At 63.7% G+C, this 24,623-nt stretch carries 24 protein-coding genes and 1 riboswitch; of the genes, 13 read left to right on the forward strand and 11 right to left on the reverse strand.

Going from position 1 to position 24,623, the window contains the following annotated elements:
- Positions 1 to 42: 42 nt before the first annotated feature.
- A riboswitch (guanidine-III (ykkC-III) riboswitch) is annotated at positions 43 to 108 on the forward strand.
- 9 nt (positions 109 to 117) lie between these two features.
- The 4 genes from WBN73_RS07700 to WBN73_RS07715 all read left to right on the forward strand — a co-directional run bounded on the left by WBN73_RS07700 (position 118) and on the right by WBN73_RS07715 (position 2,690).
- The gene (locus WBN73_RS07700) at positions 118 to 432 is read left to right on the forward strand and encodes a DMT family transporter (protein WP_280623846.1); all 315 of its coding nucleotides are present in this window, start codon (positions 118 to 120) and stop codon (positions 430 to 432) included.
- 2 nt (positions 433 to 434) lie between these two features.
- A complete protein-coding gene (locus WBN73_RS07705) occupies positions 435 to 809 on the forward strand; it encodes a DMT family transporter (protein WP_278251940.1) in 375 nt (124 codons plus the stop codon).
- 213 nt (positions 810 to 1,022) lie between these two features.
- Positions 1,023 to 2,030, forward strand: coding sequence for an aldo/keto reductase (locus WBN73_RS07710; RefSeq protein WP_207595025.1), 1,008 nt, complete (start codon positions 1,023 to 1,025; stop codon positions 2,028 to 2,030).
- Positions 2,031 to 2,039: 9 nt separating this feature from the next.
- Positions 2,040 to 2,690, forward strand: a complete 651-nt coding sequence (locus WBN73_RS07715; RefSeq protein WP_337339909.1) for an MBL fold metallo-hydrolase — start codon at positions 2,040 to 2,042, stop codon at positions 2,688 to 2,690.
- Between the two features lie 141 nt (positions 2,691 to 2,831).
- Here WBN73_RS07715 and WBN73_RS07720 read toward each other — a convergent pair whose 3' ends face one another.
- Together WBN73_RS07720 and WBN73_RS07725 are read right to left on the reverse strand one after the other, a co-directional pair.
- The gene (locus WBN73_RS07720; RefSeq protein ID WP_207595029.1) at positions 2,832 to 4,553 is read right to left on the reverse strand and encodes a DEAD/DEAH box helicase; all 1,722 of its coding nucleotides are present in this window, start codon (positions 4,551 to 4,553) and stop codon (positions 2,832 to 2,834) included.
- A gap of 350 nt (positions 4,554 to 4,903) precedes the next feature.
- Positions 4,904 to 6,310 (reverse strand): MFS transporter, encoded by a 1,407-nt coding sequence (locus WBN73_RS07725; protein WP_337339908.1) that lies wholly within the window; start codon positions 6,308 to 6,310, stop codon positions 4,904 to 4,906.
- Positions 6,311 to 6,376: 66 nt separating this feature from the next.
- Between WBN73_RS07725 and soxR the strand changes: the two genes are divergently transcribed.
- Both soxR and WBN73_RS07735 read left to right on the forward strand, forming a co-directional pair.
- A complete protein-coding gene (gene soxR / locus WBN73_RS07730) occupies positions 6,377 to 6,832 on the forward strand; it encodes a redox-sensitive transcriptional activator SoxR (protein ID WP_337339907.1) in 456 nt (151 codons plus the stop codon).
- A 45-nt stretch (positions 6,833 to 6,877) separates the two neighbouring features.
- Positions 6,878 to 7,621, forward strand: a complete 744-nt coding sequence (locus WBN73_RS07735; protein ID WP_443193253.1) for an SAM-dependent methyltransferase — start codon at positions 6,878 to 6,880, stop codon at positions 7,619 to 7,621.
- Here the strand turns inward: WBN73_RS07735 and WBN73_RS07740 are convergent.
- A complete protein-coding gene (locus WBN73_RS07740) occupies positions 7,618 to 8,655 on the reverse strand; it encodes an Lrp/AsnC family transcriptional regulator (RefSeq protein ID WP_337339906.1) in 1,038 nt (345 codons plus the stop codon). The genes WBN73_RS07735 and WBN73_RS07740 overlap by 4 nt on opposite strands.
- A 140-nt stretch (positions 8,656 to 8,795) precedes the next feature.
- Between WBN73_RS07740 and WBN73_RS07745 the strand changes: the two genes are divergently transcribed.
- Complete coding sequence (locus tag WBN73_RS07745) at positions 8,796 to 10,013, forward strand: M20 metallopeptidase family protein (RefSeq protein ID WP_337339905.1); 1,218 nt, start codon at positions 8,796 to 8,798, stop codon at positions 10,011 to 10,013.
- A 37-nt stretch (positions 10,014 to 10,050) separates the two neighbouring features.
- Complete coding sequence (locus WBN73_RS07750) at positions 10,051 to 11,343, forward strand: MFS transporter (RefSeq protein WP_337339904.1); 1,293 nt, start codon at positions 10,051 to 10,053, stop codon at positions 11,341 to 11,343.
- Positions 11,344 to 11,414: 71 nt separating this feature from the next.
- On the opposite strand, the gene WBN73_RS07755 is transcribed toward WBN73_RS07750, so the two are convergent.
- Together WBN73_RS07755 and WBN73_RS07760 are read right to left on the reverse strand one after the other, a co-directional pair.
- Positions 11,415 to 12,692 (reverse strand): CynX/NimT family MFS transporter, encoded by a 1,278-nt coding sequence (locus WBN73_RS07755; RefSeq protein ID WP_337339903.1) that lies wholly within the window; start codon positions 12,690 to 12,692, stop codon positions 11,415 to 11,417.
- An 82-nt stretch (positions 12,693 to 12,774) separates the two neighbouring features.
- The gene (locus tag WBN73_RS07760) at positions 12,775 to 13,341 is read right to left on the reverse strand and encodes a pyridoxamine 5'-phosphate oxidase family protein (protein WP_337339902.1); all 567 of its coding nucleotides are present in this window, start codon (positions 13,339 to 13,341) and stop codon (positions 12,775 to 12,777) included.
- A gap of 154 nt (positions 13,342 to 13,495) precedes the next feature.
- Between WBN73_RS07760 and trmB the strand changes: the two genes are divergently transcribed.
- From trmB to WBN73_RS07775, 3 genes are read left to right on the forward strand one after another with little or no spacing between them, the layout of a single operon-like run.
- On the forward strand, positions 13,496 to 14,401 hold the full coding sequence (gene trmB, locus WBN73_RS07765; protein WP_207595046.1) for a tRNA (guanosine(46)-N7)-methyltransferase TrmB: 906 nt from the start codon (positions 13,496 to 13,498) through the stop codon (positions 14,399 to 14,401).
- 22 nt (positions 14,402 to 14,423) lie between these two features.
- Complete coding sequence (locus WBN73_RS07770; protein WP_280623868.1) at positions 14,424 to 14,816, forward strand: hypothetical protein; 393 nt, start codon at positions 14,424 to 14,426, stop codon at positions 14,814 to 14,816.
- The gene (locus tag WBN73_RS07775; protein ID WP_337339901.1) at positions 14,816 to 15,310 is read left to right on the forward strand and encodes a type II toxin-antitoxin system RatA family toxin; all 495 of its coding nucleotides are present in this window, start codon (positions 14,816 to 14,818) and stop codon (positions 15,308 to 15,310) included. Before WBN73_RS07770 ends, WBN73_RS07775 begins: the two co-directional genes overlap by 1 nt.
- A 3-nt stretch (positions 15,311 to 15,313) precedes the next feature.
- Here WBN73_RS07775 and WBN73_RS07780 read toward each other — a convergent pair whose 3' ends face one another.
- From WBN73_RS07780 to WBN73_RS07790, 3 genes are all read right to left on the reverse strand, one after another.
- Positions 15,314 to 15,982, reverse strand: coding sequence for an anti-sigma factor family protein (locus WBN73_RS07780; protein WP_337339900.1), 669 nt, complete (start codon positions 15,980 to 15,982; stop codon positions 15,314 to 15,316).
- Positions 15,979 to 16,476, reverse strand: a complete 498-nt coding sequence (locus WBN73_RS07785) for a sigma-70 family RNA polymerase sigma factor (RefSeq protein WP_207595054.1) — start codon at positions 16,474 to 16,476, stop codon at positions 15,979 to 15,981. Before WBN73_RS07785 ends, WBN73_RS07780 begins: the two co-directional genes overlap by 4 nt.
- A gap of 192 nt (positions 16,477 to 16,668) precedes the next feature.
- Positions 16,669 to 17,553 carry a hypothetical protein gene (locus WBN73_RS07790; protein WP_337339899.1) on the reverse strand — a complete coding sequence of 295 codons (885 nt, stop codon included), beginning with the start codon at positions 17,551 to 17,553 and terminating at the stop codon, positions 16,669 to 16,671.
- A 271-nt stretch (positions 17,554 to 17,824) separates the two neighbouring features.
- On the opposite strand from WBN73_RS07790, the gene WBN73_RS07795 reads away from it, so the two are divergent.
- Positions 17,825 to 18,028 (forward strand): hypothetical protein, encoded by a 204-nt coding sequence (locus WBN73_RS07795; RefSeq protein WP_337339898.1) that lies wholly within the window; start codon positions 17,825 to 17,827, stop codon positions 18,026 to 18,028.
- An 86-nt stretch (positions 18,029 to 18,114) separates the two neighbouring features.
- On the opposite strand, the gene WBN73_RS07800 is transcribed toward WBN73_RS07795, so the two are convergent.
- Positions 18,115 to 18,963, reverse strand: coding sequence for a DMP19 family protein (locus WBN73_RS07800; protein WP_337339897.1), 849 nt, complete (start codon positions 18,961 to 18,963; stop codon positions 18,115 to 18,117).
- A 165-nt stretch (positions 18,964 to 19,128) separates the two neighbouring features.
- Here WBN73_RS07800 and WBN73_RS07805 point away from each other — a divergent pair, with 165 nt between their 5' ends.
- Positions 19,129 to 22,581: a DEAD/DEAH box helicase gene (locus tag WBN73_RS07805; RefSeq protein WP_337339896.1), complete on the forward strand. Its 3,453-nt coding sequence runs from the start codon at positions 19,129 to 19,131 to the stop codon at positions 22,579 to 22,581.
- A gap of 8 nt (positions 22,582 to 22,589) precedes the next feature.
- Here the strand turns inward: WBN73_RS07805 and WBN73_RS07810 are convergent, their stop codons facing one another.
- Together WBN73_RS07810 and WBN73_RS07815 are read right to left on the reverse strand one after the other, a co-directional pair.
- Positions 22,590 to 23,765, reverse strand: coding sequence for an MFS transporter (locus WBN73_RS07810; protein ID WP_337339895.1), 1,176 nt, complete (start codon positions 23,763 to 23,765; stop codon positions 22,590 to 22,592).
- Positions 23,762 to 24,424 (reverse strand): GntR family transcriptional regulator, encoded by a 663-nt coding sequence (locus WBN73_RS07815; protein ID WP_337339894.1) that lies wholly within the window; start codon positions 24,422 to 24,424, stop codon positions 23,762 to 23,764. Before WBN73_RS07815 ends, WBN73_RS07810 begins: the two co-directional genes overlap by 4 nt.
- Positions 24,425 to 24,623 lie beyond the last annotated feature (199 nt).

Genomic DNA, 24,623 nt, shown 5'->3' on the forward strand with positions numbered 1-24,623 from the left:
CACCAGAAGTGGCCACCCCGCACGGGAGTTGCTAGCCTGAAATGAAGGTTCCGCTCTGGAACCTCCGGACGACGGTTCAGTACCCGGAATGCGACAAGACTGGCCAAAGGAAATGTCATGTCGTGGATAATTCTCATTCTTTCCGGAGCACTCGAAGCCGTCTGGGCCGCAGCGCTCCACCGCTCCAAGGGCTTCCGTAAGCCTGTTCCGACCGTCGTCTTCCTGGTGTCCGTCATCGCCAGCATGGCCGGACTCGCCATCGCGATGCAGTCCATCCCCACAGGCACGGCTTATGCGGTGTGGGTTGGCGTCGGCGTCGTATTGACCGCAACGTACGCAATGGCCACCAAGGTTGAACGTGCGACGACGGCCCGGCTGCTCCTGCTTGCCGGCATCGGCGCATGTGTGGTCGGCCTGAAGGTGGTGGCATAGCCATGACTGCGAACACCAAGAACACCGGCAACGGAATCTTCTGGATCATCCTCCTGGCTTCAGCGCTGCTCGAAGCCGTCTGGGCCACCGCTTTGGGCCTGTCCAACGGCTTCACGCAGCTCACGCCAACCGTGGTCTTCATCATTACTGCGGTGTTGAGCATGCTGGGACTGGGCATCGCGGTGAAGCGAATCCCCCTGGGCACTGCCTACGCGGTGTGGGTGGGCATCGGTGCAGCACTCACTGTCGGCTGGGCCATGATCACGGGCGTGGAGTCCGCGAGCCCGCTGAAGCTGCTCTTCATCGCGGGAATCGTGGGCTGTGCTGCCGGCCTGAAGGCCTTGCCTGCCGATAAGCCTGCAGCCAAAGCCGAGTAGCCAACACTCCGCGGTGGGCGCTGGTCCATTTCGATGGCTTGCTGCGCATTAGACGTCTCCTACCATCGAATGCACAGCAAGCCCCCGAATCGGGCTTCACCGCGGACACAGCCAAGGTCCATGTCAGGGAACCCAGCAGGAATACCCACCGCGTCCACGGAGTTCACGCCAACAAAGGGCCCTCTGGAACACCTACGCGCATAGGAGAAATTCATGACTGCAGTTCAACTCGGCGACGGCCTCAAGGTCAGCCCTCTCGGCTTTGGCGGGATGGCCCTGACCCCGGTCTACGGCGGAATCGATCCTGAAGACGGCCTGCAAACACTGAGGCATGCGGTGGACGCAGGTATTACGTTTATCGACACCGCAGATGTTTACGGTGCCGGCAGCAACGAGGAACTCGTGGGCAGGCTCCTGAAGGAGCGGCGCGACGAAATCCAGGTGGCCACGAAGTTTGGAATTGAGGGCAACCCCGCGGACGGGTACACGGGAGTCCGCGGGGATGCGCCCTACATCAGGCAAGCGGCGGAAGCGAGCCTCCGCCGCCTGGACACTGACGTGATTGACCTCTATTACCTGCACCGCCGAGACCTCCGCGTTCCGATAGTGGAAACCGTGGAGGCTATGGCGGAGCTGGTCCGTGAGGGCAAGGTCCGGCACCTCGGGCTGTCGGAAGTGACAGCCGAGGAACTCAGGCAAGCCAACGCCGTCCATCCCATTGCCGCGGTCCAGAGTGAGTGGTCAATCTGGAGCAGGGATGTTGAACTCAACGTTGTTCCTGCAGCCAAGGAACTTGGCGTGGGGTTCGTGCCGTATTCGCCGCTGGGCCGTGGTTTCCTTACAGGAACCGTCAGCGCGGGCGATCTGGGCGAGAACGATTTCCGCCACAAGATCCCCCGTTTTGGTGGCGAGGCACTTGATGCGAACCAGGCCGTGGTGGCCGCGGTTCGCGAGGTAGCCAGCGGGCTGGATGCAACTCCGGCCCAGGTAGCCCTGGCTTGGCTGTTCGCCCAAGGTCAGCGCCTTGGGATTTCCGTGGTTCCCATCCCCGGCACGCGCAAAACGCACCGGATCGACGAGAACCTGGGGGCACTGTCCCTGCAACTGGGGACAGCACAACTTGAGGTGCTCGACCAGGCCGCGGCCGCCGTCGTGGGTTCACGATCGGCCGACCCCAACTGGGTGTCACAGGGCCGCGAAGCCAACCCGGCAACTGCATAGACTGACACGATGGATTCGCTTATTCACTCATTGCGTGACGTCACCATTCGCAGCATCTCCGTCAGCGAGATGAACAACAACGTGTACCTGTTGACCTCGAAGTCCACGGGTGCGCAGTTGTTGATCGACGCCGCCGACGACCTTCCGGCCATTCAGCAAGTGCTCGAGGACAGTGCCGCGGACACGGCCACGAAGCCGAAACTGCTCCGGATTGCCACCACCCACCAGCACTGGGACCACGTCCGGGCGCTGCCGGAGTTGGTCGCCTTTACCGGTGCCAGCACTTCCGCAGGAGCGGACGACGCCGATGCGTTGCCTGTTCCGGTGGATGTCCGGCTTGGTCACGGCGACGTTGAGCGGTTTGACGACATCGAGATCACGGCAATCCACCTGCGTGGACACACCCCTGGCTCGATCGCCTTCGTGTACCAGGATCCGGACGGGCCGGCCCACATTTTCAGTGGGGACTCGTTGTTTCCGGGAGGCGTCGGCAACACACAGAAAGATCCTGCACGCTTCACTTCACTGTTGAACGACGTGTCGGAACGACTGTTCGACGCCTATCCGGACGATACCCTGGTGCACCCGGGCCATGGATTACCCACGACCCTCGGAGCCGAGCGGCCACACCTTGCGGAGTGGCGCGCCCGAGGCTGGTAACTTGCGGGGCCTGCTCTGCGCTCCATTCCTTTCGGAAAGCGCGCAGAGTGGGCCTCACAACGTGGAGCCCTGGAGTTGCGAGGCCTGCTCTGCGCTCCATTCCTTTCGGAAAGCGTGTAGAGCGGGCCTCACAACGGGAGGTTAGCGGCCGCGACGCTCGTTGGACGCGGGAGCCGAAGCACGACGCGGGCCGCTGCGTGCCGGACGACCTGCGCCGGAGCCACCGCGGCCGGAGTTGCCGGAGGCACCCGAACCGTAGGATCCACCGGACGCAGCGCCCGTAGCAGAGGACCATACGGCCTTGTTCCCACCGGTACGCGTGGAGGTGGTGGACGCCGTGCGCGGAGCCGAAGCTGAGCGCTGACCCGTAGCCGGACGACCGCTCCTGCCGCTCTGGCCCTGCGAGCCGGGAACGTCGTTGCGGTGAGTGGAAGCTGCCTTGCCGCGACCGCGTGAGCTGCGGGCGACGTCGTCGTTCATTGCTGCCCGACGCTCAGCGCGGTTGACGTCCGTACGAACCGGCTCAGCCGCGACCTTGCCGCGTCCGTTGCGGCCGCCACGGCCACCAGCGGTGGGAGCAGCCTGCGTGGAACGGCGTGCGCGCTTGCGCTGGGCGTTGGCGCCGGTGGACGTGCCGCCACCCTGCGGGGCTTTCGCCGCGAGGAGGGCTGCACGGGTGCGGGGATCAACCTTGTCAGCGATGTCGCCCACGAGCTCGGCAACCAACGGGGAGTTGGCCGTGACGCGCTCGAAATTGACGTCAACGCCGGCAGCCTTCATGAGCTTCTTGACGTCGCTCTGCTGCTCGGGGAGGGTCAGCGTAACCACAGTGCCATCGGAACCTGCGCGTGCCGTACGGCCGGAGCGGTGCAGGTAAGCCTTGTGCTCTGTGGGCGGGTCCACGTGGATGACGAGTTCGACGTCGTCAACGTGCACGCCGCGGGCTGCGACGTCGGTGGCCACCAGGACGCGGACGTCACCGTTGGAGAACTCGGCAAGGTTGCGGTCGCGGGCGTTCTGCGACAGGTTGCCGTGCAGGTCGACGGCGGGGATGCCGGCGTCGGTGAGGGTCTTGGCAAGCTTACGGGCGTGGTGCTTGGTCCGCATGAAGAGGACGCGGCGACCGGCACCGGAGGCCAGTTCAACGATGAGCTGCTTCTTGACGGTCTGGTCGTTGACCACCAGGACGTGGTGCTCCATGGTGGTGACAGCGGCCTGGGGATCGTCCACGGAGTGCGTCAGCGGGTTGGAAAGGTAACGGTTGACCAGTTTGTCAACACCGTTATCCAACGTTGCGGAGAAGAGCAGGCGCTGACCCTGGGTGGGGGTCATGTCCATGAGCTTCTTGACGACCGGGAGGAAGCCGAGGTCGGCCATGTGGTCAGCCTCGTCCAGCACGGTGACCTCAACGGCTTCGAGGGTCAGGATGCGCTGGCGAATCAGGTCTTCGAGGCGGCCCGGGCAGGCGATGACGATGTCGACGCCGGCGCGCAGTGCCTTTTCCTGGCGTGCCTGGGAGATGCCGCCGTAGATCACCGTGGTGTTCAGGCCCATGGCCTTGGCCAACGGCTCAATGGTGGCGTTGATCTGGGTTGCCAGTTCACGCGTCGGTGCAAGGACGAGGCCCATGGGGCGGCCCGGCTTGCGGAAGTGCTTTGCTTCGCGCTCGGCCAAGCGGGCCACGAGCGGGATGGCGAAAGCGATGGTCTTGCCGGAACCGGTGCGGCCCCGGCCCAGAACGTCGCGGCCTGCGAGCGTATCCGGGAGGGTCTTCACCTGGATGGGGAATGCCTCTTCGATGCCATCTGCGGCAAGAGACTCAGCAATGGGCTTGGGCGTGCCAAGGGCAGCAAAAGTAGTCATAAACTTCATGTCTTTCGGGCGGTGTCCAGTTGCGGACATCGGCCCCCGACGCCGGTTGGGCCAGGGGTTCGCCGAGGAAAAGTCAGGTGGTCTACCGATTCGCTTCAACAGCGGTGGCCGGGACCAAATAGAACGCGTTCATCGACGCAGGATGTGCCTCTCACATGAAAAATGCCCCGCCGCGCAGCCTTTCAGGCCACCTGCTTTAGGGCGTCACCGCACATCAAGTGTTCCCAGCTTAGCAGTGATCGGCGCGAAGCCTTGCATCGGGGCAGGTCAGGCTCCCGTTGCGAGGCCCGCTTTGCACGCATCCCGGCTCGAATAACGTGCAGAGCAGGCCTCACAACGAGTCAGGCGTGGCGCGAGAGCTCGGGTTTCGTGCCCGTGGCACCCATTCCGCTAGCCGCAGAAGCCGCACGGACTGCGACGCGCGGCGCGATCAGGACCCCGACGACGGCGATCACCGCCGTCAGCGCGAAGACCCCCGCAAACGGGTTCGTCGTCGTAAAGGCGGTAAAGACGAGTCCCGTGAGAGCCAGGGAGAGCGCGCCGCCGAGGGAATCGGAGATGGACATGGCCGCGCTGTTGAAACCTTGGTTTTCCGGGGTGGACAGTGCCAACGTCATGACGGACAACCGCGGGTACATCAGGCCCATCCCACCGCCCGCGAGGATCCAGCCGCCGATCGCCACGGCTGCGGGCAGGGCAAACGCGGCCGTTACCAGCGTGGAGATCACGGCAACCAGCACCAGCGCGGCCCCGATTTTCACGGCCAGATCATCGGCCAGCCGAGCACCAAGACGCCCCTGAACGGCAGAAGCCCCAGCCCAGGCCAGAGCGGCGCCCGTCAGCGTGAGCCCGGCAAATGTCGGCGTGAACGCGTAACGCTCAGTCAACAGGTACGGCAGGTACACCTCGGCCCCAAAGAACGCCGCAGATGCGAGCCCGCGCACCAAAATCACGCTGGGCAACCCTCTGCGTGCGGTCAACGTTCCGCGGGGCACCAGTGGGCGGACCGCCATCAGTGCAAGGACAAGCGCGACGACGGCAATCGCCCCGCCCACGCCCGGAACCTCCGCGGACAGGTTCAACCCCAGGACAGCGACGGCGGCGAGCGCCGCCCAGCCCATCCGGCCGAACGCCCACGGGACGGGTTCGGCAGCGGGTTCGGAGTTCATCCCCCGGACAGCCGGAACCACCATCAGCAGCGCCGGCACCACCAGGCCAACCACCCCGAGGAACACCCAGTGCCAGCTGCTCAATTGGGCCACGACACCTGCGGCGAAGGGGCCCACCAAGGACGGAACCACCCAAGATGCCGCGAAGGCAGCAAAGATCTTGGGGTGCAGTGCGGGCGGGTAGACGCGGGCCACCAACACGTAGAGGGCAACAGTCATTGCCCCTCCACCGAGCCCCTGCACCAGCCGTCCCAGGACCAGGATTTCCATGGTGCCTGCCATGCCGGCGATCAGCAGACCCGCCACGAACAACGCCACCGAGGAATACAGGGGCGCCGCCGGACCACGGCGATCGGACCAGTTACCCGCGGCCACCATGCCCATCACGCCTGTTGCCAGCGGCCCGGCAAAGGCCAGTGCGTACAGGCTGGCTCCGTCGAGGTCGCGGCTCACCAGCGGCATGATGGTGGTGACTGCGAGGGACTCGAACGCGCTGAGGAATACCAGCGCGCAGGCACCCACGGTGGCCAGCAAGTAGGGGCGGCTCAGAATCCCGGCCGTTGAGGTGTCAGAGGTCATGGTGGTTACCCTAGAACCTCAACTAATGTTGAGGTCAATCCACCGCCCTCCACCGGAAGCAATCCCATGTCGCAAGCCCCAACCCACCGGCCACTCACCATTGGCGAGCTGTCCGAGCGCAGTGGAGTGTCGCCGTCGGCCCTTCATTTCTACGAACGCAACGGGCTCATCGAAGCCGAACGCACTGCCGGCAACCAGCGGCGGTACCGGCGCGACATGCTGCGGCGGGTCGCGTTCATCAAGACCTCGCAACGGGTGGGCCTGCCGTTGAAGGACATCCGCGAGGCGTTGGATTCCCTGCCGGACGGCCGGACCCCCACCAAGCGCGATTGGGCCAAACTGTCGCTGCGGTGGCGCGAGGAGTTGGACCAGCGGATCGCCGCACTGGAGCATCTACGTAACGACCTTGACGGGTGCATCGGCTGTGGCTGCTTGAGCCTGAAATCGTGCACGCTGCAGAACCCGTCGGACGAGCTCGGTGCCTCCGGCGCCGGTGCCCAACGCTGGACTTTGCCGAAATAGCAACAGGCATTGCCTTCTGTCCGCCCGTAGCGGCACGCTTGGCATATGACTGAAATGACGCACGACGGCGGTACTTCCCTGAGCGAACAGCCCACCAGTGCAGGCGCTCACCAGCACGGGCACCAGCATGAAGGAGCGCAGCAGCGCGGCCTCAACCTCCATGAGGACGCGGACAACGCCGTGGACATGTGGGATGGCATGTACCGGGAGCGGACCAAGGTCTGGAGCGGGAATCCCAACCCGCAGCTGGTCGCTGAGGTCACTGGGCTGGAGCCGGGAAGGGCACTGGACCTGGGCTCCGGGGAAGGCGGTGACGCTATTTGGTTGGCCCAGCAAGGCTGGACCGTCACCGCGTTGGACGTATCCGCCGTCGCGCTTGAACGGGCAGCTGCGCATGCAGCGGAAGCCGGCCAGGGTGAACGCATCACCTGGCAGCAACAGGACCTAACCGAATGGGAGCCGGAGCCGGTCTTCGATATGGTCTCGGCGCAATTCCTGCACTCACCCCTCCTGCCGTGGCGGGATTCCGTGGCATTGGCGGCAGCGGCAGTCGCGCCGGGTGGCACGTTGTTAATCGTGGGCCATCACCCGCACGGCCTCCCGTCGTGGAGCCACCACCACGACTCCGGCATGTTCTTCACTCCTGAACAGCTGGCGGGCGCCCTGAGGCTGGACCGCGAGCCGTGGTTCGTGAATGTCCTGACGGACCGCGAGCGCAAGGTCTCCGGCCCCAACGGCGAGTCCGGCAGCACCTTGGACACCGTCTTGAGGGCTACCAAGCACGCTTAGATACCGTCAGGCAGCAGCTCCCCATAGGGCGTAACCACCTTGCCCGTGGCAGTCGAGTCCGGGTTCAGCATCCACCCGACCCGCTTCGCCGTGTTCAGCATGACCACGCTCTCCACCAGTTCAATGCCGGGAATCCGCTGCTGGATGGTGAGTTCCATTTCCATGACCTCGGCGAGCGAGCGCAGCCACATGATCATGGTGAAGTTGGTGCGGCCAGTGGTGGATGCGGAGAAGCGGATGTTCCGAATGGCCCGGAGTTCTGTCGCGGCGGCTTCGTGTTCGCCTGCCGGAACGTTCGCGAACCATTGGACAGTGATGGGGAAGCCGGAGAACTGCTGGGCTATTTCGCAACGGAAGGACAGCATACGGCTGTTCAGGACCCGCCCCAGTTGGCGTTGGACCGTGGCGGGATTGCGGCCCAGAGCGCGGGCGATGTCTGCTGCCGTTGCCCGACCGTCGCGCGCGAGGAACGGAATGAGCGCCAAATGGCTCTCAGGGAGCGGGACCACGATGGTGTCCGGCGCTGACGGGTTGGCCGATTCGGGTCCGGCGAGCGCCCGGAGTGCCTGCTGCTCTGCCTTGGTAAGGACGTTGAGCCGCCAGGCGTAGCCACTGGTGTGGATCCGTGTGCACAGGGCCGTGTGGTATTTGGTGAGTCCGCGGACCTCTTTCAGCCGGGGTAACAACTGGGTGCTGAACTGCTCCAGGTCCTGGGTGATGACAGTCAGGGTGAGGTCGCGGTTGCTGGCGGCCTCTTCAACGGTGATGACTTCGGGGAGCTGAGCCACGGCCGACGTAACATCCGGCCTCAGATGCATTTCGCAGTCGATATCCACCATGGCCAGGCACATGTCCTTGGGATCGCCCATCAGGTGCGCCGTGGTCCAGGCTGCCCCTGCGGACTTCAACCGCTCCCATCGTGACGCCAGCGTGGTGGCGTGGACGCCCAGGACTTCACCGGCATCTGACCAGCTGATCCGGGGCGAAATCTGCAGGGCGTTGATCAGTCGCAGATCTTCTTCACTGAGCTCCATGAGCCAATTCTCCCAGATGCCTGCATTTTTCCTGCCAAACCCATGGCTTATGTGCATATTTCCAGATGTTTCCCACCATGTGAATCACATCACCCCAGAATGGCATGAGGAACCCATTCCCGGAAAGACCAGGAGAACCCATGACCATCGCTGCCGACGCCCGCGAGTTGAAGGACGACATCGTCCGCCTCCGGCACGACCTCCACCGTGAACCCGAAATCGGACTGCAGCTCCCCCGGACCCAGGAAAAGGTTCTCAAGGCGCTGGACGGGCTCCCGTACGAGATCACCCTTGGCAAGGAAACGACGTCGGTCACAGCGGTTCTGCGCGGCGGTGCGGCTCACGCTTCGGCCGGGAAGCCCGTGGTGCTGCTGCGGGCCGACATGGATGGACTCCCTGTCCAGGAGACCACCGGCGTGGACTGCACCTCCCGTATCGATGGCGCGATGCACGCCTGCGGCCACGACCTCCACACCTCCATGCTGGCCGGCGCTGCCACCCTGCTTGCCGAACGCCGCGACCAGCTGGCCGGTGACGTCATCCTCATGTTCCAGCCGGGCGAGGAAGGCTTCGACGGTGCCAGCTACATGATCAAGGAAGGCGTCCTGGATGCCGCTGGCCGCCGAGCCGACACCGCCTATGGGATGCACGTGTTCTCCTCGCTGGAACCCCACGGCCAATTCGTCACCAAGCCCGGCGTCATGCTCAGTTCCTCCGACGGCCTTGTTGTCACTGTGCTGGGCGCCGGTGGCCACGGCTCTGCACCCTATTCGGCAAAGGATCCCGTCACGGCCGCCGCCGAAATGGTCACCGCCCTGCAGGTCATGGTGACCCGGCAGTTCAACATGTTCGATCCCGTAGTCCTGACCGTCGGTGTGCTCCACGCAGGAACCAAGCGCAACGTGATCCCCGAGACCGCCCGCATCGAAGCCACCATCCGGACCTTCTCAGCGGAGTCCCGGCGGAAGATGATGGAAGCAGTACCCAGGCTTCTGCATGGCATCGCTGCAGCCCACGGTTTGGAGGCGGACGTGCACTACCAGGAGGAGTACCCCCTCACCATCAACGATGAGGATGAGACCACCACGGCGGAGAAGGTCATCGCCGGAATGTTCGGTGAGTCCCGGCATACCCGCATGGCCACGCCGCTGAGCGGTTCCGAGGACTTCTCCCGCGTCCTCGCCGAAGTCCCCGGCACCTTCGTGGGACTCAGTGCTGTTGCCCCCGGCGCCGACCACACGACGTCGCCGTTCAACCACTCGCCTTACGCAATGTTCGACGACGGCGTCCTCACCGATGGTGCAGCGCTGTATGCCGAACTCGCGGTATCCCGCATCGCCGCCCTCGCCGGCAACTAAGCCCCACCTCCCAGCCCGCCCCACCTTGGAGAATCTCATGACCACCACCGCAGGAACGTCCCCCGACGTCACGGTCCACAAATCCCACGCGCGGACGCTCATTGGAACCGGCATCGGCAACGCCGTTGAATGGTACGACTGGGCAATCTACGCGACGTTCTCACCATTCATCGCCAGCGCCTTGTTCAGCCAGGCCGACCCCACGTCAGCCGTGCTGTCCACTCTGGCGATCTTCGCCGTCGGGTTTGTCGCGCGGCCGTTTGGCGGCTTCGTGTTCGGCTGGATTGGCGACCGGATCGGCCGGAAGACGTCCATGACCGTTGCCGTCGCGCTGGGCGCTGTGGGCAGCCTCCTCATCGGCATAGCGCCGACGTTCGCCGCCGTCGGTGCCTTCGCTTCGGTGATGCTGCTGGTGGCCCGGCTCATCCAGGGCCTTGCGCACGGTGGTGAGTTGCCGTCGTCGCAAACGTACTTGTCCGAGATGGCACCCAAGGAACATCGCGGCTTTTGGGCAACCCTCATCTACACCTCGGGTACCGCCGGAATCCTGGCCGGAACGCTGCTGGGGGCCATCCTGACCAACGTCCTGAGCAAGGAAGACATGAGCGCTTGGGGTTGGCGGATCCCCTTCCTGATCGGTGGAGTCCTGGGCATCTACGCCTTGTTCATGCGGGCCAAGATGAAGGAAACCGAAGCGTTCGAGGCAGAGGCTCCCACCGAGAAGCGCCTGCCGATCCTGCCGCAGATCATTAAGTACCGCAAGCAGGCGTTCCAGGTCATTGGCCTGACCGTGGGCCTGACGGTTGTCTACTACATCTGGGGAGTCGTGGCGCCGAGCTATGCAGCCACCTCCTTGAAGATGGACCGCGGTGAAGCCTTGTGGGCAGGTGTTATTGCCAATGTGGTGTTCATCGCCGCCCTGCCGTTCTGGGGCAAACTCTCGGACCGCATCGGCCGCAAGCCTGTCATCATCGTTTCAGCCGCCGGCGCCGCCCTCCTGCACTTCCCCATGACGTGGCTACTCAAGGATTCGCCGTGGCAGCTGGCCGTGTCCATGTCCGTGATGCTGTTCTTCATCGCCGGCAGCGCTGCAATCGTCCCGGCCGTCTACGCCGAACTGTTCCCGACGCACATCCGCACCATCGGAGTCGGCGTTCCGTATTCCATCTGTGTCGCGGCCTTCGGTGGCACGGCCCCGTACCTGCAGACCTGGCTCGGCAGCATCGGGCAGGGCAACCTGTTCAATGTGTACGCGGTGATCCTGCTGCTGGTCGGCATCGCGTTCGCCTTCTCCATCCCGGAGACGAAGGGCAAGGACCTGACCGTCTAAGTCTTCCCAACTGGGTGACAGCACGTGTTCCAATGAGCCCTCATTGCGACGTGTGCTGTCACCTACTTGGGTTAAACGAAGCGGTCCCTGCCTGCCCGGTAACCGAAGAACGCGGCCAAGGACCCGACCACCAGGAACAGGATTCCGGCTGCTGCGAACCCACCCGTAGCTTGGTGCAGCTGTCCGACCAAGAGGGTGCCGACCGAGCCCACGCCATAGCCAACTCCCTGCATCATCCCGGACAGGTGCGCGGCCGTATGGGCGTCACGGGTGCGGACCATGATCATGGTGAGGGCCACCGCGGTGAGCGATCCTTGGCCCAGCCCGTTCAACCCCGTCCAGACCCAGATGAGTTCGGTGGGGCCGAAGATCGTGAGCGCGAACCCACCGCCCGTCATCAAAGCCACCACCATGTTGATGATCCGCTGGTCCTTGAAACGTGTGGCCAACGCCGGGGCAAACAGTGAGCCCAGCATCTGCAGCACGATCGACACCGAGACGATCAGACCCGCCGTGCTGCCGTCTATCCCCCGATCGCGCAGGATGGGCGCCATCCATGCGAACACACTGAACGACATCATCGCCTGCAGCACCATAAACATCGTGACCTGCCAGGCTACGGCTGAGCGCCACACGTTCACGCCACCGTGGACTGCCTGATGCTTTACCGCCGGCTGGCGGATTGCCACCGGCAGGAATAGCAGAAGTACGACGGCGGCAGGCACCGCCCAGAACCACAGCGCCGAGGTCCAGTGGCCGGTTGCCGCAAAGACCGGATACGTGAAGCCCGCGCCAAGGGCCGCCGATGCGCATATTGCTGTGGTGTAGAGGCCGCCCATCAGGCCCATGCGGTGCGGGAAGTCCCTTTTGACGACGCCGGGAAGGAGGACGTTGCACAGGGCAATGGCCGCTCCGCAGGCCGCGGTGCCAGCGAGAAGCGTGGGAAGGTGTCCTGCTCCGGGGATCTCCAGGGGCCGCAGCAGCAGACCTGCGGTGAGGACGGCCATGGCGCCCAGGAGCACCCGTTCTGCTCCGAACCTGCGGGCCAGGATGGGGGCAAGCGGCGCGAACACGCCCAGCAAAGTGACCGGCACCGTGGTGAGGACCACGAGCGACCAGCCGGGCAAACCGGCGTCGGACGTTATTTCCGGCAGGACCGCGGAGAAGCTGGAGAAGACCGTGCGTAGGTTGAGGCCAATCAGCACCAGGCAGATGGCCAGGTACACGAGGCCCCGCTTGCCACGCAGTTGCGTGGGATCCGCTGGTGGTTCCTCGCCGATCTCGGCGTCCACTGCGAGGTCGGACAGGACTGATTTCTCTGGGTAGCCGGGCGTCGTCGAGGAGGTCACACGTCCTATTCTGTCAGCCGGGTTGAACCAGGTGCTTGGTGGGGCGGGATGTGACCGGCTTTGACCGAGGTTTCCCTTGCCGTCAGGGAACGATCTCCTGACCGCTCCACACGCCGGCTTTGGGGGTGAACTTCCAGCGCCTGTGCGTAGTCCCTGAAAGGTCGAGCCAATCCACGTCTGCCATCTCAATTGCCATCCAGGCAAAACGGTCAAATGCCTTTTCACCCACAACCGGCTCCCCATCGGACTCCGGGGAACCCGGGAGGGGCGTGCCCGGAACACGGCCCGAGGCATAGAGATGACGGCCGCCCGGGCTTACCCGGTCCCAGGCACGGCTTCGCTCGTCAGCGTCATCAATAAAGGACGCAGTGCCCCTGATGCGCAATTGCACCCCACGGTTGTCGTCGTACATCGTCAGGGCAACAGAGGGTACCCGTTCAATCTCAGCGACCTTCTCGGAGAAAGCGTTGGTGGCAACCATGATCTGTCCCGTCGCGCGGTCGAAGGCACGGAGAATGACGGCACGGATCCTCGGTCCTCCGTCCAGCCCAAGGCTCCCAAGGAAACCCAGAGTGAACGGGGTGCCCCCTGCGGTGGCATCTGCCAAGGACGTAAAGACCTCTTCAAGTGTGTCCTCGCTTGCAACCATTCCCCTATTCTCCCGTTGCCGGCCAATTGCATCAACGAAACGTCTCCCCTCCTGAGAAGGAGCAAAGGCACGTCGCGTTCAGGCAAGCGGGCCACCCTGACCCCTGGCTCTCGGCGGGAGAACCCACAGCCCCAACCAAAGTATTCTGGAAGCGATGAGTGAAACCCCAGATTCCCCGCGACCCGTCACGCCCGGCAGCCAAGCCTCCTTCGGAACCTACGGTGGCCGTCCGGTCAGCTTCGTGCGCCGCGGAACCCGCCTGCAGGGTCGCAGGCAGGCCGCCTGGGAAGAGCACGCCGAGCGCTGGGCTATCCAGGTCCCACGCCACGTCGCCAACACCTCCGTGCACCCTGATTACACGTTCGATGCCGAGGCCGTTTTCGGGCGTAAGGCACCGCTGATTGTGGAGATCGGTTCAGGCCTGGGTGACGCCGTCGTACATGCCGCTGAGCAGAACCCGGACAAGGACTTCCTGGCCGTCGAGGTCTACACGCCCGGTTTGGCGAACACCATCATCAAGATCAACAGCCGCGGCCTGACCAATGTGCGCGTGGTGGAAGCCAACGCCCCCGAGGTCCTCGAGTCGATGCTTCCGGAGGGTTCGGTCAGCGAGCTTTGGGTGTTCTTCCCGGACCCGTGGCATAAAGCCCGGCACCACAAACGCCGGCTCATCCAGCCCGCGTTCGCTTCGGTCGCCGCAAAAGCCCTCGAAAAGGGTGGCTACTGGCGCATCGCTACGGACTGGTCCAACTACGCAGTGCACGTCCGCGAAGTGCTGGCAGATTCCACGGAATTCGAGAACATGCACGAAGGCGAGCGCAGCGGCGAGGAGAGCCCACTGACGCAAGTGTGGCAGTCCGGCGTCGAATCCGTTGTGGGCGGCGCACCGGTGAGGGAAGGCCGCGCGCCGGTCAGCACCGAGCACACTGGTCCGAACGAGGGCGTGGATGAAGAAGGGGGTTGGGCTCCCCGGTTCGACGGCCGCATCAGGACCAGCTTTGAGAACAAAGCCCACGAGGCCGGACGCATGATCTTCGACCTCACTTACCGCAAGATCTAGCCGAAGGACCTTTGGGGGAACCATGAGCTATCAGCCACCGGTGGACTACTACCAACAACCCCAACGGACAGGTAACCGTGGCTTGGGTGCCGGAATCACCAGCATCATCGCGGCCGTGCTCTCGCCCGTCGCAGCCGTGGTCAGCATCCCCTTGGGCATCGCAGCCGTCGCATCCGCCATGAGCCGTTACAACGAGGGCAACGATGCTTGGTGGTTTGGTGCGCTTGTCCTGGCGGGGACTGCGGTGGTGCTGGCGATCGTTGCAGTGGTGAGCGGGCTGATCGCCGTCTTCCGGGCCGGCCGGATGAACGCCGGACGCATCACGGGCATCATCGGTTTGGCCATCATGGCGATCAACATCTTTGGCATTGTTTTCATGGTGTTTCTGGTGCTCGGTTCAGGGCAGGGGTTCTAATGCCGCAGGTGCGCGCCGAACGATTCATCCGGTTGGATCCGGAGACCGCTTTCGCCCTCTCCCAGACCACTGGTGCATTCCGGCTCACATGGGACCCGTTCATTTCCGCCCAGGCTTTCCTGGACGGAGCCACGGCCGCAGGCAAGGGTGTCAGGACACGGACCGTTTCCCGCATGGGCCTGAAGATGGTCAGCGAATACGTCTCTTACACCCCGCCGCGAAACGTGGGCATGACCATGGTGTCCGGGCCGTGGTTCTTTGAAAACTTCGGCGGTGGTTGGCGGTTCACCCCGGACGACGGCGGCACCCGGGCAGTCTGGAAATACACCTTTTCGTGCCGGCCGGCTCTGGTGAAGCCGTTGGCCGAGAGGATTGGCGGCTGGCTCCTTGGCCGGGAGATCGAACGTCGGATCGAGGCATTTGCCAAGGCCTGCGAGAACCCTGCGCTGGTGGCCGAACTACGCGCCAAGGGCACAGGGGTTGGGGACACCTAAGGTTTACGGCACCGAAATCGAGGCCACCGTTTTCTCGGCTTCGTCGCGAAGCTCAACTCCAGCGATGCCAGCCAACTGCACCGGAGTGGCCCCGGTGATCTTGATCCGGCCGCTCTGAGTGGCCGTCCATCCGCAGGTGCGTTCTTCGGCGCCGTCCCGGCCCTTTACCCACAGATACAGGGTGCCTTCCAGCGGCATCGAGCGCCCTTCCACAGCGAGCTCAGTGCCCCAGTTCTTCTTCACCATGCCCACTGTCAATTGCAAACCGTTGTCCGACTGCACCGAGTAGCTTGCGTCCGGTTTCGGAGGCTGGTTCAGCAGGGGCCCGGCGAGGAAGCCAACAGCCAGGCAAGCAGCGGCAACCGCACCCACCAAAGCCGCCCACCGCCGTCGTGATGTCCGCCTGCGGACCGACAAGTCCTCCAGGACTCTTTCAGGAAGCGCCTCGGGTTCCAACGGTGACAGTGTGTCCGTACCGCCAGCGACCGTGAGCGCGACAGCATCAGCCCGGGGAACGGCGTCGAGCAATGCCGGCAGGCTTACAAGTTCCTCCAGCTCATGACGACACTCAGCGCAGGTGGCGAGGTGGTCCTCAAACGTACGGGCTTCGTCGGGCTCCAGCCCACCCAAAAGGTAGGCGCCCAATAACTGGTGGACGGAGTTGCCGTTCATCGTTCCACCCCCATTTCATCAAGGATTGTTCGGAGGGCTTTCACAGCGTAGAAAGCCCTGGACTTCACGGTTCCCGCCGGAATGTTCAGCTGCAATGCTGCCTCGCTGACGGTGAACCTTTGGTAGTGGAGGGCCACCAATACCTGCCGGTGTTCGTGGCTGAGCCGGAGCAACGCTTCCTCCATGAGCACCCTGTTCAGGAGCTCGTCCACGCGTTCGGTGGCCGCGTGGTCCGGGAGGTCCTGTTCACCGGCTTCAGCAGGGCGACGCTGTGCCTTCCGGTAGTTGTCGATAATGACGTTGCGGGCCGTCCGGAAGAGGTAGCTGCGCAGGCTTCCTGTGATCTGGGGGGCATGTTGCCACACCTTGAGGATGGTTTCCTGCACGACGTCGTCTGCTTGGTGGGCGTCGGAGGTGCAGCTCAGCACGAAACGCTTCAGAGCCGTGCCGTGATCGCGGTAGATCGCCGCCACCACGTCTTCGTCCAACGGCATAGCCACCTCCCTCACTGTTGTCCTCCGCCCCTTCGCCTATACGACGACGCGCACAGGTAAATGGTTCAGCCTCGTGAACCATTCTTCCTCCAGCTACTGGGGTGTTGCACCGAGATCGCGGGAAGCCTGCGATCTCGCCGAAAGGTTGCGTGCGAACAGGCAGGGTTCCCGCGAACTCGCGAGCCGGTCGCATCACCCGAGCGCACGAAGGACGCGCTCCTTGAAGGCACGCTCCTGAAAAAGGTCCTTCCATTCGATCCGGATAAACCGCCAGCCCTCCTCGACGAGTGCCTTTTCCCGCCGTCGTTCTTGAAAGATGACCTCGTCCGTCGGATTGAAGTCGAAATATTTGGTTCGACCATCGAACTCCAGCGCCAGTTTTTCCTCTTCCCAAGCGAAGTCCATGCGATGACGACCCATACGGGACTGCACCTCGAATTGTGGCTGCGGCGGCTTGATGCGCAACCTCTGCATCAGCTCACGGGTCAGTGTCTCGCCAGCAGACTCGGACCGCGGATCCGCGTTGGCCAAGGCCTTGCGGAGCGTGCGGACACCCCGTTTTCCGGAAGAGGCTGCTGCCAGGTCTTCAAGTGCGTTGATGTCGGCGCCTACGCGTAATCCGTGGTCCATGATCACCAGCGCTTTCGGATAGCTCAGCATTCTGGCGCAGTCGAATATGGTGCGGTCCAGCGTAGTCGCACGCAAACCCTGAACCGACACAACATCATCCTCAGTGAAGCTTTCCGAGTGTCCCCGAACATCCTTGCCCCAGCGGTCCGAGGATGGCCTGGCACAGTGCAGGACATGAACCTTGTCGTCCACGCCCCATACGAACAGGCCGTGGAGCCGTGCCGCAGACAAATGGCTGTAAATGAAACCGCCCGTCGACGTGGTCAGTGTTCCGTGGGCATGGGCCATGATCCGTTCCCTGGCCTGCCCGCCGAGGCTAAGTGACTGCCACTTACTGGCCCTGATGTAGCACCCGTACCTTATGCGGAGCAGTTCACCGGAGTCCACCAGAGCTTTGACCCGCCGACTGTTGAAACCCAACCGGAGCAACTCATCGGTCCTCCACATGTACCCATGCAAAGGGAGTGCTGGTACCGCTGTGCTGTCTTTGTGCGTTGATGGTGTGTTCACCGGTTCAGCTTGGCCGCCATGGACCTCGGGCCGGAACGGGCATATCCGGCTATGTGGACAGTGCAGTGCCGGGAACCGGGGAATGCTGAGAATTCGCCGGAGTTTTGCACACGCCGCCGCAGCTTTGGGGCGAATTCGGGGGCCCAAACCCCAAGCCAGGCCGATGCATGGGTCCGCTAGACTGCAGGCTACTCACTGGGGAGAGAAAATGACACAGGACATCAGCAGCAAAAAGACGCCGACCTTGACGTTCCTGGGGGTGCAGGAACTCGCGTGGACTTTGGGGCTCGTAGCCATGATCGTCAATGCCACTGAGCGTGGCCTGGACTGGATCTGGGTGGGCCTGTTGGCCTGCTGGCAGGCATCCATCGTGTGGGGCTTCCTCAAGTTCCGGCAGGCGAGAGCAAGCTAGAGCACCGAATTCGCCGGAAGCACTGCGAGGTCGCCGGAGCTAACCGGCGAACCCACAGCGTTCCAGCGACCTCGGCGGAAAAGGACTTACGCGTCGGCGAATTCCTCGGACTCTTCGAACTCCACGGCAGCGATGATTTCCTTGGTCTCCGGGTGGATCATGAAGGCCTCGTCGTCGTCCTCGATCATGAGGTAGTCGCCGTGGTCGGTGGAGAAGTGCCAGGCGAGGGTCTTGACGCCGTCGTGCTCGTAGTTGGGATCGCCCATGGTGATCTTTTCCAGGGCGTAACCGGCCACATCGCAGAGTTCGCGGATGATGACCTCGAACTCCGGGGCGTTGGCGAGGGCTTCCTCTTCGGCTTCGGCCTGGCGCTCGGCGAGGTCCGGAATCAGTGCGACACGCTCGGCGATGTGAGCTTCGATTTCTTCGTCGGTCAGGACCAACAGTTCGGACTGGTCGCGGAGGTAAGCCGCGTTGAGATCGATGATGTCCTCTTCCTCAAGCAGGGCTTCGAACTCGCCGTCGAGCTCGTCCAAGGTCACAACGGAAGCCGGCGGCGTTTCGGACTCGTCCAGTTCGCCGTCAAGGTAGGCCTCTGCTTCGTCCTCGGTGAGTGCATCGAACGTGGCCGCCGTGCGGTTGAAGAGGTCCAGGTGGCGGGTGGCGCCCATGCCTTCGAGGCCCGCGCGGACGTAAGCATCCACTTCCTCACGTTCCGGTGCGGTGAAGACGTACTGGGCGAAGCCGCCGGAGAGCGCCTGGGTCAGGTAAAAGTCCACAAAGAAGCTGTTGAGCGCAGCGGGTGCGATTTCGTCGCTGTTGAGGAGCTCCTGGTACATCTGGTTCACGACGTTGACGTTGGAATCCACTACATCCGCATTGCCGGCTTCGAAGCTGGTCTTGTTCAGGACGACGGGGTACTCGTTGGTAGTCATGGGAAATCCTCACTGCTGAAAGCTGATGGTGCTCCGGACACTTTCAACGTACGCGTGGGAGCGGCGCGGCAATCGAGGAAGAGGTTAACGGAGGGCGAAGTTTGGGAGCCGTTTTCTGCTGACTAAGATTGAGCAGATAACCTCCTGCCGAAAGTAGCCCGACGCATGCCGTCCCACACAGACGAAACCTGGGAACTGGCCATACAGACTCCTGCCATTAACGACCGCTCCCTGGCGGCCGGACTGGCCTATGCCATGGGCAGCCGCGTCAGCGGGATTACTTTCGACGCAGCCACGGGCCTTCTGATGGGCAAGGTCCGCGGGGCCGGTCCGCAGCCTTATTCGACGTCGGCAAAACTGGTTCGGAAGCCCAGCGGCTGGAGCTGCACGGTAGGCATCTGCAGTTGCCCGGTCCGCAAGGACTGCAAGCACGTCGCCGCGCTGCTCTTCACTGCGGAGGACCACCCCACCATCCGGGCACAGCTCCTTTCCCAGGCTCCTGGAATTCAAACCTCCAGGGTTGGCTCGGGCCAGCAGGGCGGCGCCGCCCGTCCGGCGTGGGAACAAGCGCTCAACAGGCTGATCACGAAGCCAGGCACTGCTCCGAGCGCGGCAGGCATCCAACTCGCGCTCCAGTTCGAGGTGGAAGAGCCCGCCGCGCACTTCTCCTACACAGGCCGCCGGGACCCCATGCGCAGCGTCCGCCAGCTCAAGGCGCGTCCCGTCATGATGGGCGCCAAGGGCAAATGGATCCGCGGCGACGTCTCCTGGAACAACCTCAGCTATGTCAGCTTCCGGCGGGAATTCAACGAGGTCCACGTCGAATGGCTTCAGACATTCCTCGCCGCCCACGGTTCAAGTAATGGCCGACAGCAACCGTCGGGGGCCATGTGGCTGAGCCTGAACGACTTCGCTGCCAAGAACCTCTGGACCCTCCTCACCGACGCCACCAAAGCCGGCATCCCCCTCATCCACTCCGCCGGGAGCGAGCCCGTCCGCGTGGAGGCGCAACCCGCCGTCGTCGGACTGAGTTTGGCGCGATTGGACGCAGCCCCGGACGCCACAACGGAAACGCACGACGGCGGCCTGCAACTCGCGCCGTCAGTCACCGTGGCCGGGGAGCCGGTTGACGCTGCCTCGGTGGGCTTCCTGGGCAAGCCGGCCAACGGAATCTTCTTCACGCATTCCGGGGACGTCCTGCCCGGAGTGCCGCAGCAGAAGAACCTGATCACCCTTGCCCCGATCGAGGGCGGCATCACGGACGAGCTCCTGGAATTCGTCATGGACGGCCAAACGCTTCAGATTCCGGCCGAGGATGAGAGCCGGTTCCTGACCTCGTTCTACCCCAAATTGCGACAATCCACGCCGGTGCAGGCCGCGGACGAATCGGTGGAGCTGCCCACCCTGGCTGTCCCCACACTGTCCCTGCTGGCCAATTATGGCAACGATCACAAGGTCCGGTTGCACTGGGAGTGGCATTACAAGTCCGGCACCCTGGTCACCGCCCAACCCTTGTGGCGGCATCCAGAGGACCGTGGCTACAGGGACGACCCCGAAGAAGCCCGCATCCTTGAGTCGCTTGGCCGGCCGTGGGATGTGGTTTCGGCGTTGGCCGAGTCCGCCACCGGTGGCTGGGGCGCTCCGCGTCTCGCAGCAAGCGTTGAATTGGGTGGCCTGGACACCCTGGCGTTCACCGAAGAGGTACTGCCGGCGCTGCGGGAACTGCCCGACGTCGTAGTGGAAACGTCCGGTGACATCGCGGATTACCGTGAAGCTGCCGAAGCTCCCGTGGTGTCCATCTCCACCAAGGAAACGGCCAGCGGCGACTGGTTCGACCTCGGCATCGTGATCACGCTTGAGGGCGAACCCGTCTCCTTTGCCGCAGTGTTCTCGGCCCTCGCGGCCGGGATGAGCCGCATGCTGCTGCCCAGCGGAGCCTACTTCTCGCTGGACCTGCCCGAGTTGCACCAGCTGCGCGCGCTCATCGACGAGGCCCGCTCCCTGCAGGACAACCCGGACAATAAGGACGGCACCCTGCAGATCAGCCGCTTCCAGGCCGGGCTCTGGGACGAGCTCGCCCAGCTCGGGATTGTGGACGAGCAAGCCGCCGCGTGGCGTGAGGCTGTGGGCGGATTGCTCGACGACGGCGTGACCGGGCTGCCGCTGCCGGCCGGCCTTAACGCTGAGCTGCGTCCGTATCAGCTCGAAGGGTTCAACTGGCTCAGCTTCCTGTACAAGCACAGCCTCGGCGGTGTGCTTGCCGACGACATGGGCCTGGGTAAGACCGTGCAGGCCATTGCGCTGATCTGCGCGGCGAAGGACCTGGCTGCGGAGACGGCTGCCGCCGCACAGGGTGACTCTGCTGAGGTGACTCCGCGAGCTCCCTTCCTGGTGGTTGCCCCTACGAGTGTCGTGAGCAACTGGGCCCTGGAAGCGCAGCGGTTCGCTCCCGGGCTCGTGGTGCGCACCGTCGGTGAAACTTTCGCCAAGAGCGGCCTGTCCCCTGTCGAAGCGTTGGCGGGTGCCGACGTCGTTATTACCTCTTATGCCCTCTTCCGCATTGATTACGACGCCTATGCATCGTTCCAGTGGGCCGGACTGATGCTGGACGAGGCGCAGTTCGTGAAGAACCACCAGTCCAAGGCGTACCAGTGCGCGCGGAAGCTGCCGGCCAGGTTCAAGTTGGCCATCACAGGCACGCCGCTGGAGAACAACCTGATGGAGTTCTGGGCGCTGACGTCGATTGTTGCGCCGGGCCTGTTCCCGAGCCCCAAACGGTTCGCCGAGAACTATCAAAAGCCGGTGGAAAAGAACGGCGACTCGGCGCAGCTGGGCAAGCTCCGGCGTCGTGTGCGTCCGCTGATGATGCGCCGCACCAAAGAGCAGGTCATCAAGGATCTGCCACCCAAGCAGGAGCAGATCCTGGAGGTCGTGCTGAACCCGCGGCACCAGAAGGTTTACCAGACGCACCTGCAGCGTGAGCGACAGAAGATCCTGGGTCTGATTGATGACGTGAACAAGAACCGCTTCACCATCTTCCAGTCGTTGACGTTGCTGCGGCAGCTGAGTTTGGATGCGTCGTTGGTGGATTCGTCTTTGTCCGGGGTTCGGTCCTCCAAGCTGGATGTGTTGTTCGAGCAGCTGGAGGACGTCATTTCCGAGGGCCACCGGACGCTGATCTTCAGCCAGTTCACCGGGTTCCTGGGGAAGGTCCGCGAGCGCCTGGACGAAGAGGGCGTGGAGTACTGCTACCTCGACGGCAGCACCCGGAACCGCGGCGACGTGGTCAGCGAGTTCAAGAACGGTGCCGCACCGGTGTTCCTGATCTCGCTGAAGGCTGGTGGCTTTGGGCTCAACCTGACGGAAGCCGACTACGTGTTCCTGCTGGATCCGTGGTGGAACCCGGCGTCCGAAGCCCAGGCTGTGGACCGCACGCACCGTATTGGGCAGGCCAGGAACGTGATGGTCTACCGACTGGTTGCGAAGGACACCATCGAAGAGAAGGTCATGGCACTCAAGGCCAAGAAATCGCAGCTGTTCGCAGATGTGATGGAAGGTGACGCCTTGGCCGGTGGCTCGTTGACGGCGGACGACCTGGCGGCGCTGTTCGCTGAGTGATCTCCCGGTCAGTCGTCCAGCCGCACACCGCGCAGTAACAGCATTGTTCCGCCGACGGCTACCGCGGACGCCAGGAACACGCCCGCCGCCCCAAGGCCTACCGCCACCACGCCGATGACGCTGGGCAGGACCACTTGGCCCACCCTGTTTCCGGCAAGCCTCAAGGCCAGCGCCCGCCCGCGTTGGCCTTCCGGCGCTTGGGCCGAGAGCCAGGACATTGTCAGTGGTTGGCCAATTCCCAGCCCGAGGCCGAGGAACGCCATGACGACAAACAGCAGCCACTCGGGCATCGGGATGGCGGCCACAGCCAGTGCAGCAGTGGAGATGGCCAGGCTCAGGATTAGCAACTTCATGCGCCCCAGCTTGCGGGACACGCTGCCGAGTCCCAGCCGGGAAACCATGGAGAACACCGCCCGGACGGTCAGCATCAGCCCCACCGTGGCCGCCGTGAGGCCGCGTTCGGCGCCGAGTGCCGGAAGGTAGACCACTGTCAGGTCCACTACTGCCAGGACGGTGGCGCTAGTTGCCAGCGCGCGGATCACGCCGGGCGTCCTGAGAAGTGCCAGTGAACTGCCCTTGGTGCCAGTGCCCTTCGGCGTGCGCCGGCCTCGACTGACCTTCGCAGAGATCACGAACGTGGTCAGGAACATCACCAAGCTCATGGCAGTCGCGAGAAGGAAGATCGCCTGCGTGTTCGGGCGAACGGAAGCACCGCCAACCACGGAAATGGCCAACGGTCCCAAGGCCTGGCCCAGAGACGCGGCGAAGGTCAGGTACCCGAAGGCAGAGTCCAAGCGCGACGACGCCGCGTTGTTCGCGACCACCGCTTGCTGCCCCACAACACAGGCCAGCTGGCCTGCACCAAGAAGTGCCGTCCCGGCTACAAGCGCAGGAACTGACGTTCCCCAGAACAGCAGAAAAGCAGAACAGCCCAGTACGACGGCGGCCCCGATCGCCATGAGCCGACGCTCACCGAGGCGGTCCACCAGTCCGCCGATGGGTAGGGCGAGCAGCAGGGGAAACACAGCGTAGCTGGCGGCGAGAAGGCCAAGGGCGAACCCGGGAACATCCAATTCGAGTGCGCGGTACGTGGTGGCCGGGCGGACCAGGAACGTGACGGCCTGGATGAGCGTCGAGTGGATCAGGAGGGCCGTGGACGAACGCCTTCCAAGTTCGCCGATCATTCGACCACGAGGCCGGAACTGGAGATAACCCGCAAGGTCTCATCCCTTGCGCCGATGACATGATCGAAGGCGACCTTGGCTGCCTTCTCCGCATCCTTTGAAGCTATCGCTTCGACCAAGAGCCTGTGATTGGCGAGTGCTTCATCGCGGCGTTCGGGGGCATGGTTGGTGAAGTATCGGTAGCGCTCAACCTGGCTGGCGATCTGCTCATGGAACCGCTGGGCCCAGGAGTTCCCGGCGATCCTGGCGATCGCAGCATGCAGGGCAACCCCGTACTTCATGGCCTCGTCGGCGAACTCCACCATGGCAGCATTGCGTGCCAGTATCCCGCGGAGTTCTTCAAGGTCCGCGCCGGTGGCGTTGGCGCAGGCCTCCCGTGCCATCAGGGACTCCAACGCTGCGCGAACATCGTACAGCTCGGAAATGACCTTCTCATCGAGCGCGGGAACCAGCACTCCCCCGGTGGGCTGCTGCTCCAGCAAGCTCTCTGAAACCAACCGGCGGATGGCTTCCCGAAGGGGCGTGCGGCTGACTTGCAGGGCAGTGGCCATGGCGGGTTCGTAGATACGCTCACCAGGTTTCAGCTCGAGGCTAAGGATCCGGCGCTTCAACTCGCCGTAGACAAGGTGCGCCCCCGTGTTCCGTGGTTGTTCTGCCATGCGTGCCGCCTCAAGAGAAGTGTACTTGTATACATCTATACAACCATGACCCAGAGGAGGGCAAAGTTGTTACACCTGTGACCACTTCTGACTGACCACGAACGAGCCTGTTCGAGTGCCTTGTTGCGCCCCCAAGAGCCTCATAGTCTCGGCTTTGCCCGGCCTTCCCGGAAACCGGGCAGCACCCGATGAAACCCCG

It is taken from the genome of Paenarthrobacter sp. CCNWLY172 (assembly GCF_037402035.1).
Taxonomy (GTDB): domain Bacteria; phylum Actinomycetota; class Actinomycetes; order Actinomycetales; family Micrococcaceae; genus Arthrobacter.

Coding starts and splice junctions, on each gene's coding strand:
- WBN73_RS07810 (WP_337339895.1), bottom strand. CDS start 23,765: ATGATCGGCGAACTTGGAAGGCGTTCGTCCACGGCCCTCCTGATCCAC.
- WBN73_RS07750 (WP_337339904.1), top strand. CDS start 10,051: ATGACCACCACCGCAGGAACGTCCCCCGACGTCACGGTCCACAAATCC.
- WBN73_RS07725 (WP_337339908.1), bottom strand. CDS start 6,310: ATGACCTCTGACACCTCAACGGCCGGGATTCTGAGCCGCCCCTACTTG.
- WBN73_RS07785 (WP_207595054.1), bottom strand. CDS start 16,476: ATGCCGTTGGACGAAGACGTGGTGGCGGCGATCTACCGCGATCACGGC.
- WBN73_RS07805 (WP_337339896.1), top strand. CDS start 19,129: ATGCCGTCCCACACAGACGAAACCTGGGAACTGGCCATACAGACTCCT.
- WBN73_RS07770 (WP_280623868.1), top strand. CDS start 14,424: ATGAGCTATCAGCCACCGGTGGACTACTACCAACAACCCCAACGGACA.
- WBN73_RS07790 (WP_337339899.1), bottom strand. CDS start 17,553: ATGTGGAGGACCGATGAGTTGCTCCGGTTGGGTTTCAACAGTCGGCGG.
- WBN73_RS07745 (WP_337339905.1), top strand. CDS start 8,796: ATGACCATCGCTGCCGACGCCCGCGAGTTGAAGGACGACATCGTCCGC.
- WBN73_RS07735 (WP_443193253.1), top strand. CDS start 6,878: ATGACTGAAATGACGCACGACGGCGGTACTTCCCTGAGCGAACAGCCC.
- WBN73_RS07720 (WP_207595029.1), bottom strand. CDS start 4,553: ATGACTACTTTTGCTGCCCTTGGCACGCCCAAGCCCATTGCTGAGTCT.
- WBN73_RS07775 (WP_337339901.1), top strand. CDS start 14,816: ATGCCGCAGGTGCGCGCCGAACGATTCATCCGGTTGGATCCGGAGACC.
- WBN73_RS07795 (WP_337339898.1), top strand. CDS start 17,825: ATGACACAGGACATCAGCAGCAAAAAGACGCCGACCTTGACGTTCCTG.
- WBN73_RS07780 (WP_337339900.1), bottom strand. CDS start 15,982: ATGAACGGCAACTCCGTCCACCAGTTATTGGGCGCCTACCTTTTGGGT.
- WBN73_RS07800 (WP_337339897.1), bottom strand. CDS start 18,963: ATGACTACCAACGAGTACCCCGTCGTCCTGAACAAGACCAGCTTCGAA.
- WBN73_RS07815 (WP_337339894.1), bottom strand. CDS start 24,424: ATGGCAGAACAACCACGGAACACGGGGGCGCACCTTGTCTACGGCGAG.
- WBN73_RS07700 (WP_280623846.1), top strand. CDS start 118: ATGTCGTGGATAATTCTCATTCTTTCCGGAGCACTCGAAGCCGTCTGG.
- soxR (WP_337339907.1), top strand. CDS start 6,377: ATGTCGCAAGCCCCAACCCACCGGCCACTCACCATTGGCGAGCTGTCC.
- WBN73_RS07715 (WP_337339909.1), top strand. CDS start 2,040: ATGGATTCGCTTATTCACTCATTGCGTGACGTCACCATTCGCAGCATC.
- WBN73_RS07705 (WP_278251940.1), top strand. CDS start 435: ATGACTGCGAACACCAAGAACACCGGCAACGGAATCTTCTGGATCATC.
- WBN73_RS07710 (WP_207595025.1), top strand. CDS start 1,023: ATGACTGCAGTTCAACTCGGCGACGGCCTCAAGGTCAGCCCTCTCGGC.
- WBN73_RS07740 (WP_337339906.1), bottom strand. CDS start 8,655: ATGGAGCTCAGTGAAGAAGATCTGCGACTGATCAACGCCCTGCAGATT.
- WBN73_RS07760 (WP_337339902.1), bottom strand. CDS start 13,341: ATGGTTGCAAGCGAGGACACACTTGAAGAGGTCTTTACGTCCTTGGCA.
- trmB (WP_207595046.1), top strand. CDS start 13,496: ATGAGTGAAACCCCAGATTCCCCGCGACCCGTCACGCCCGGCAGCCAA.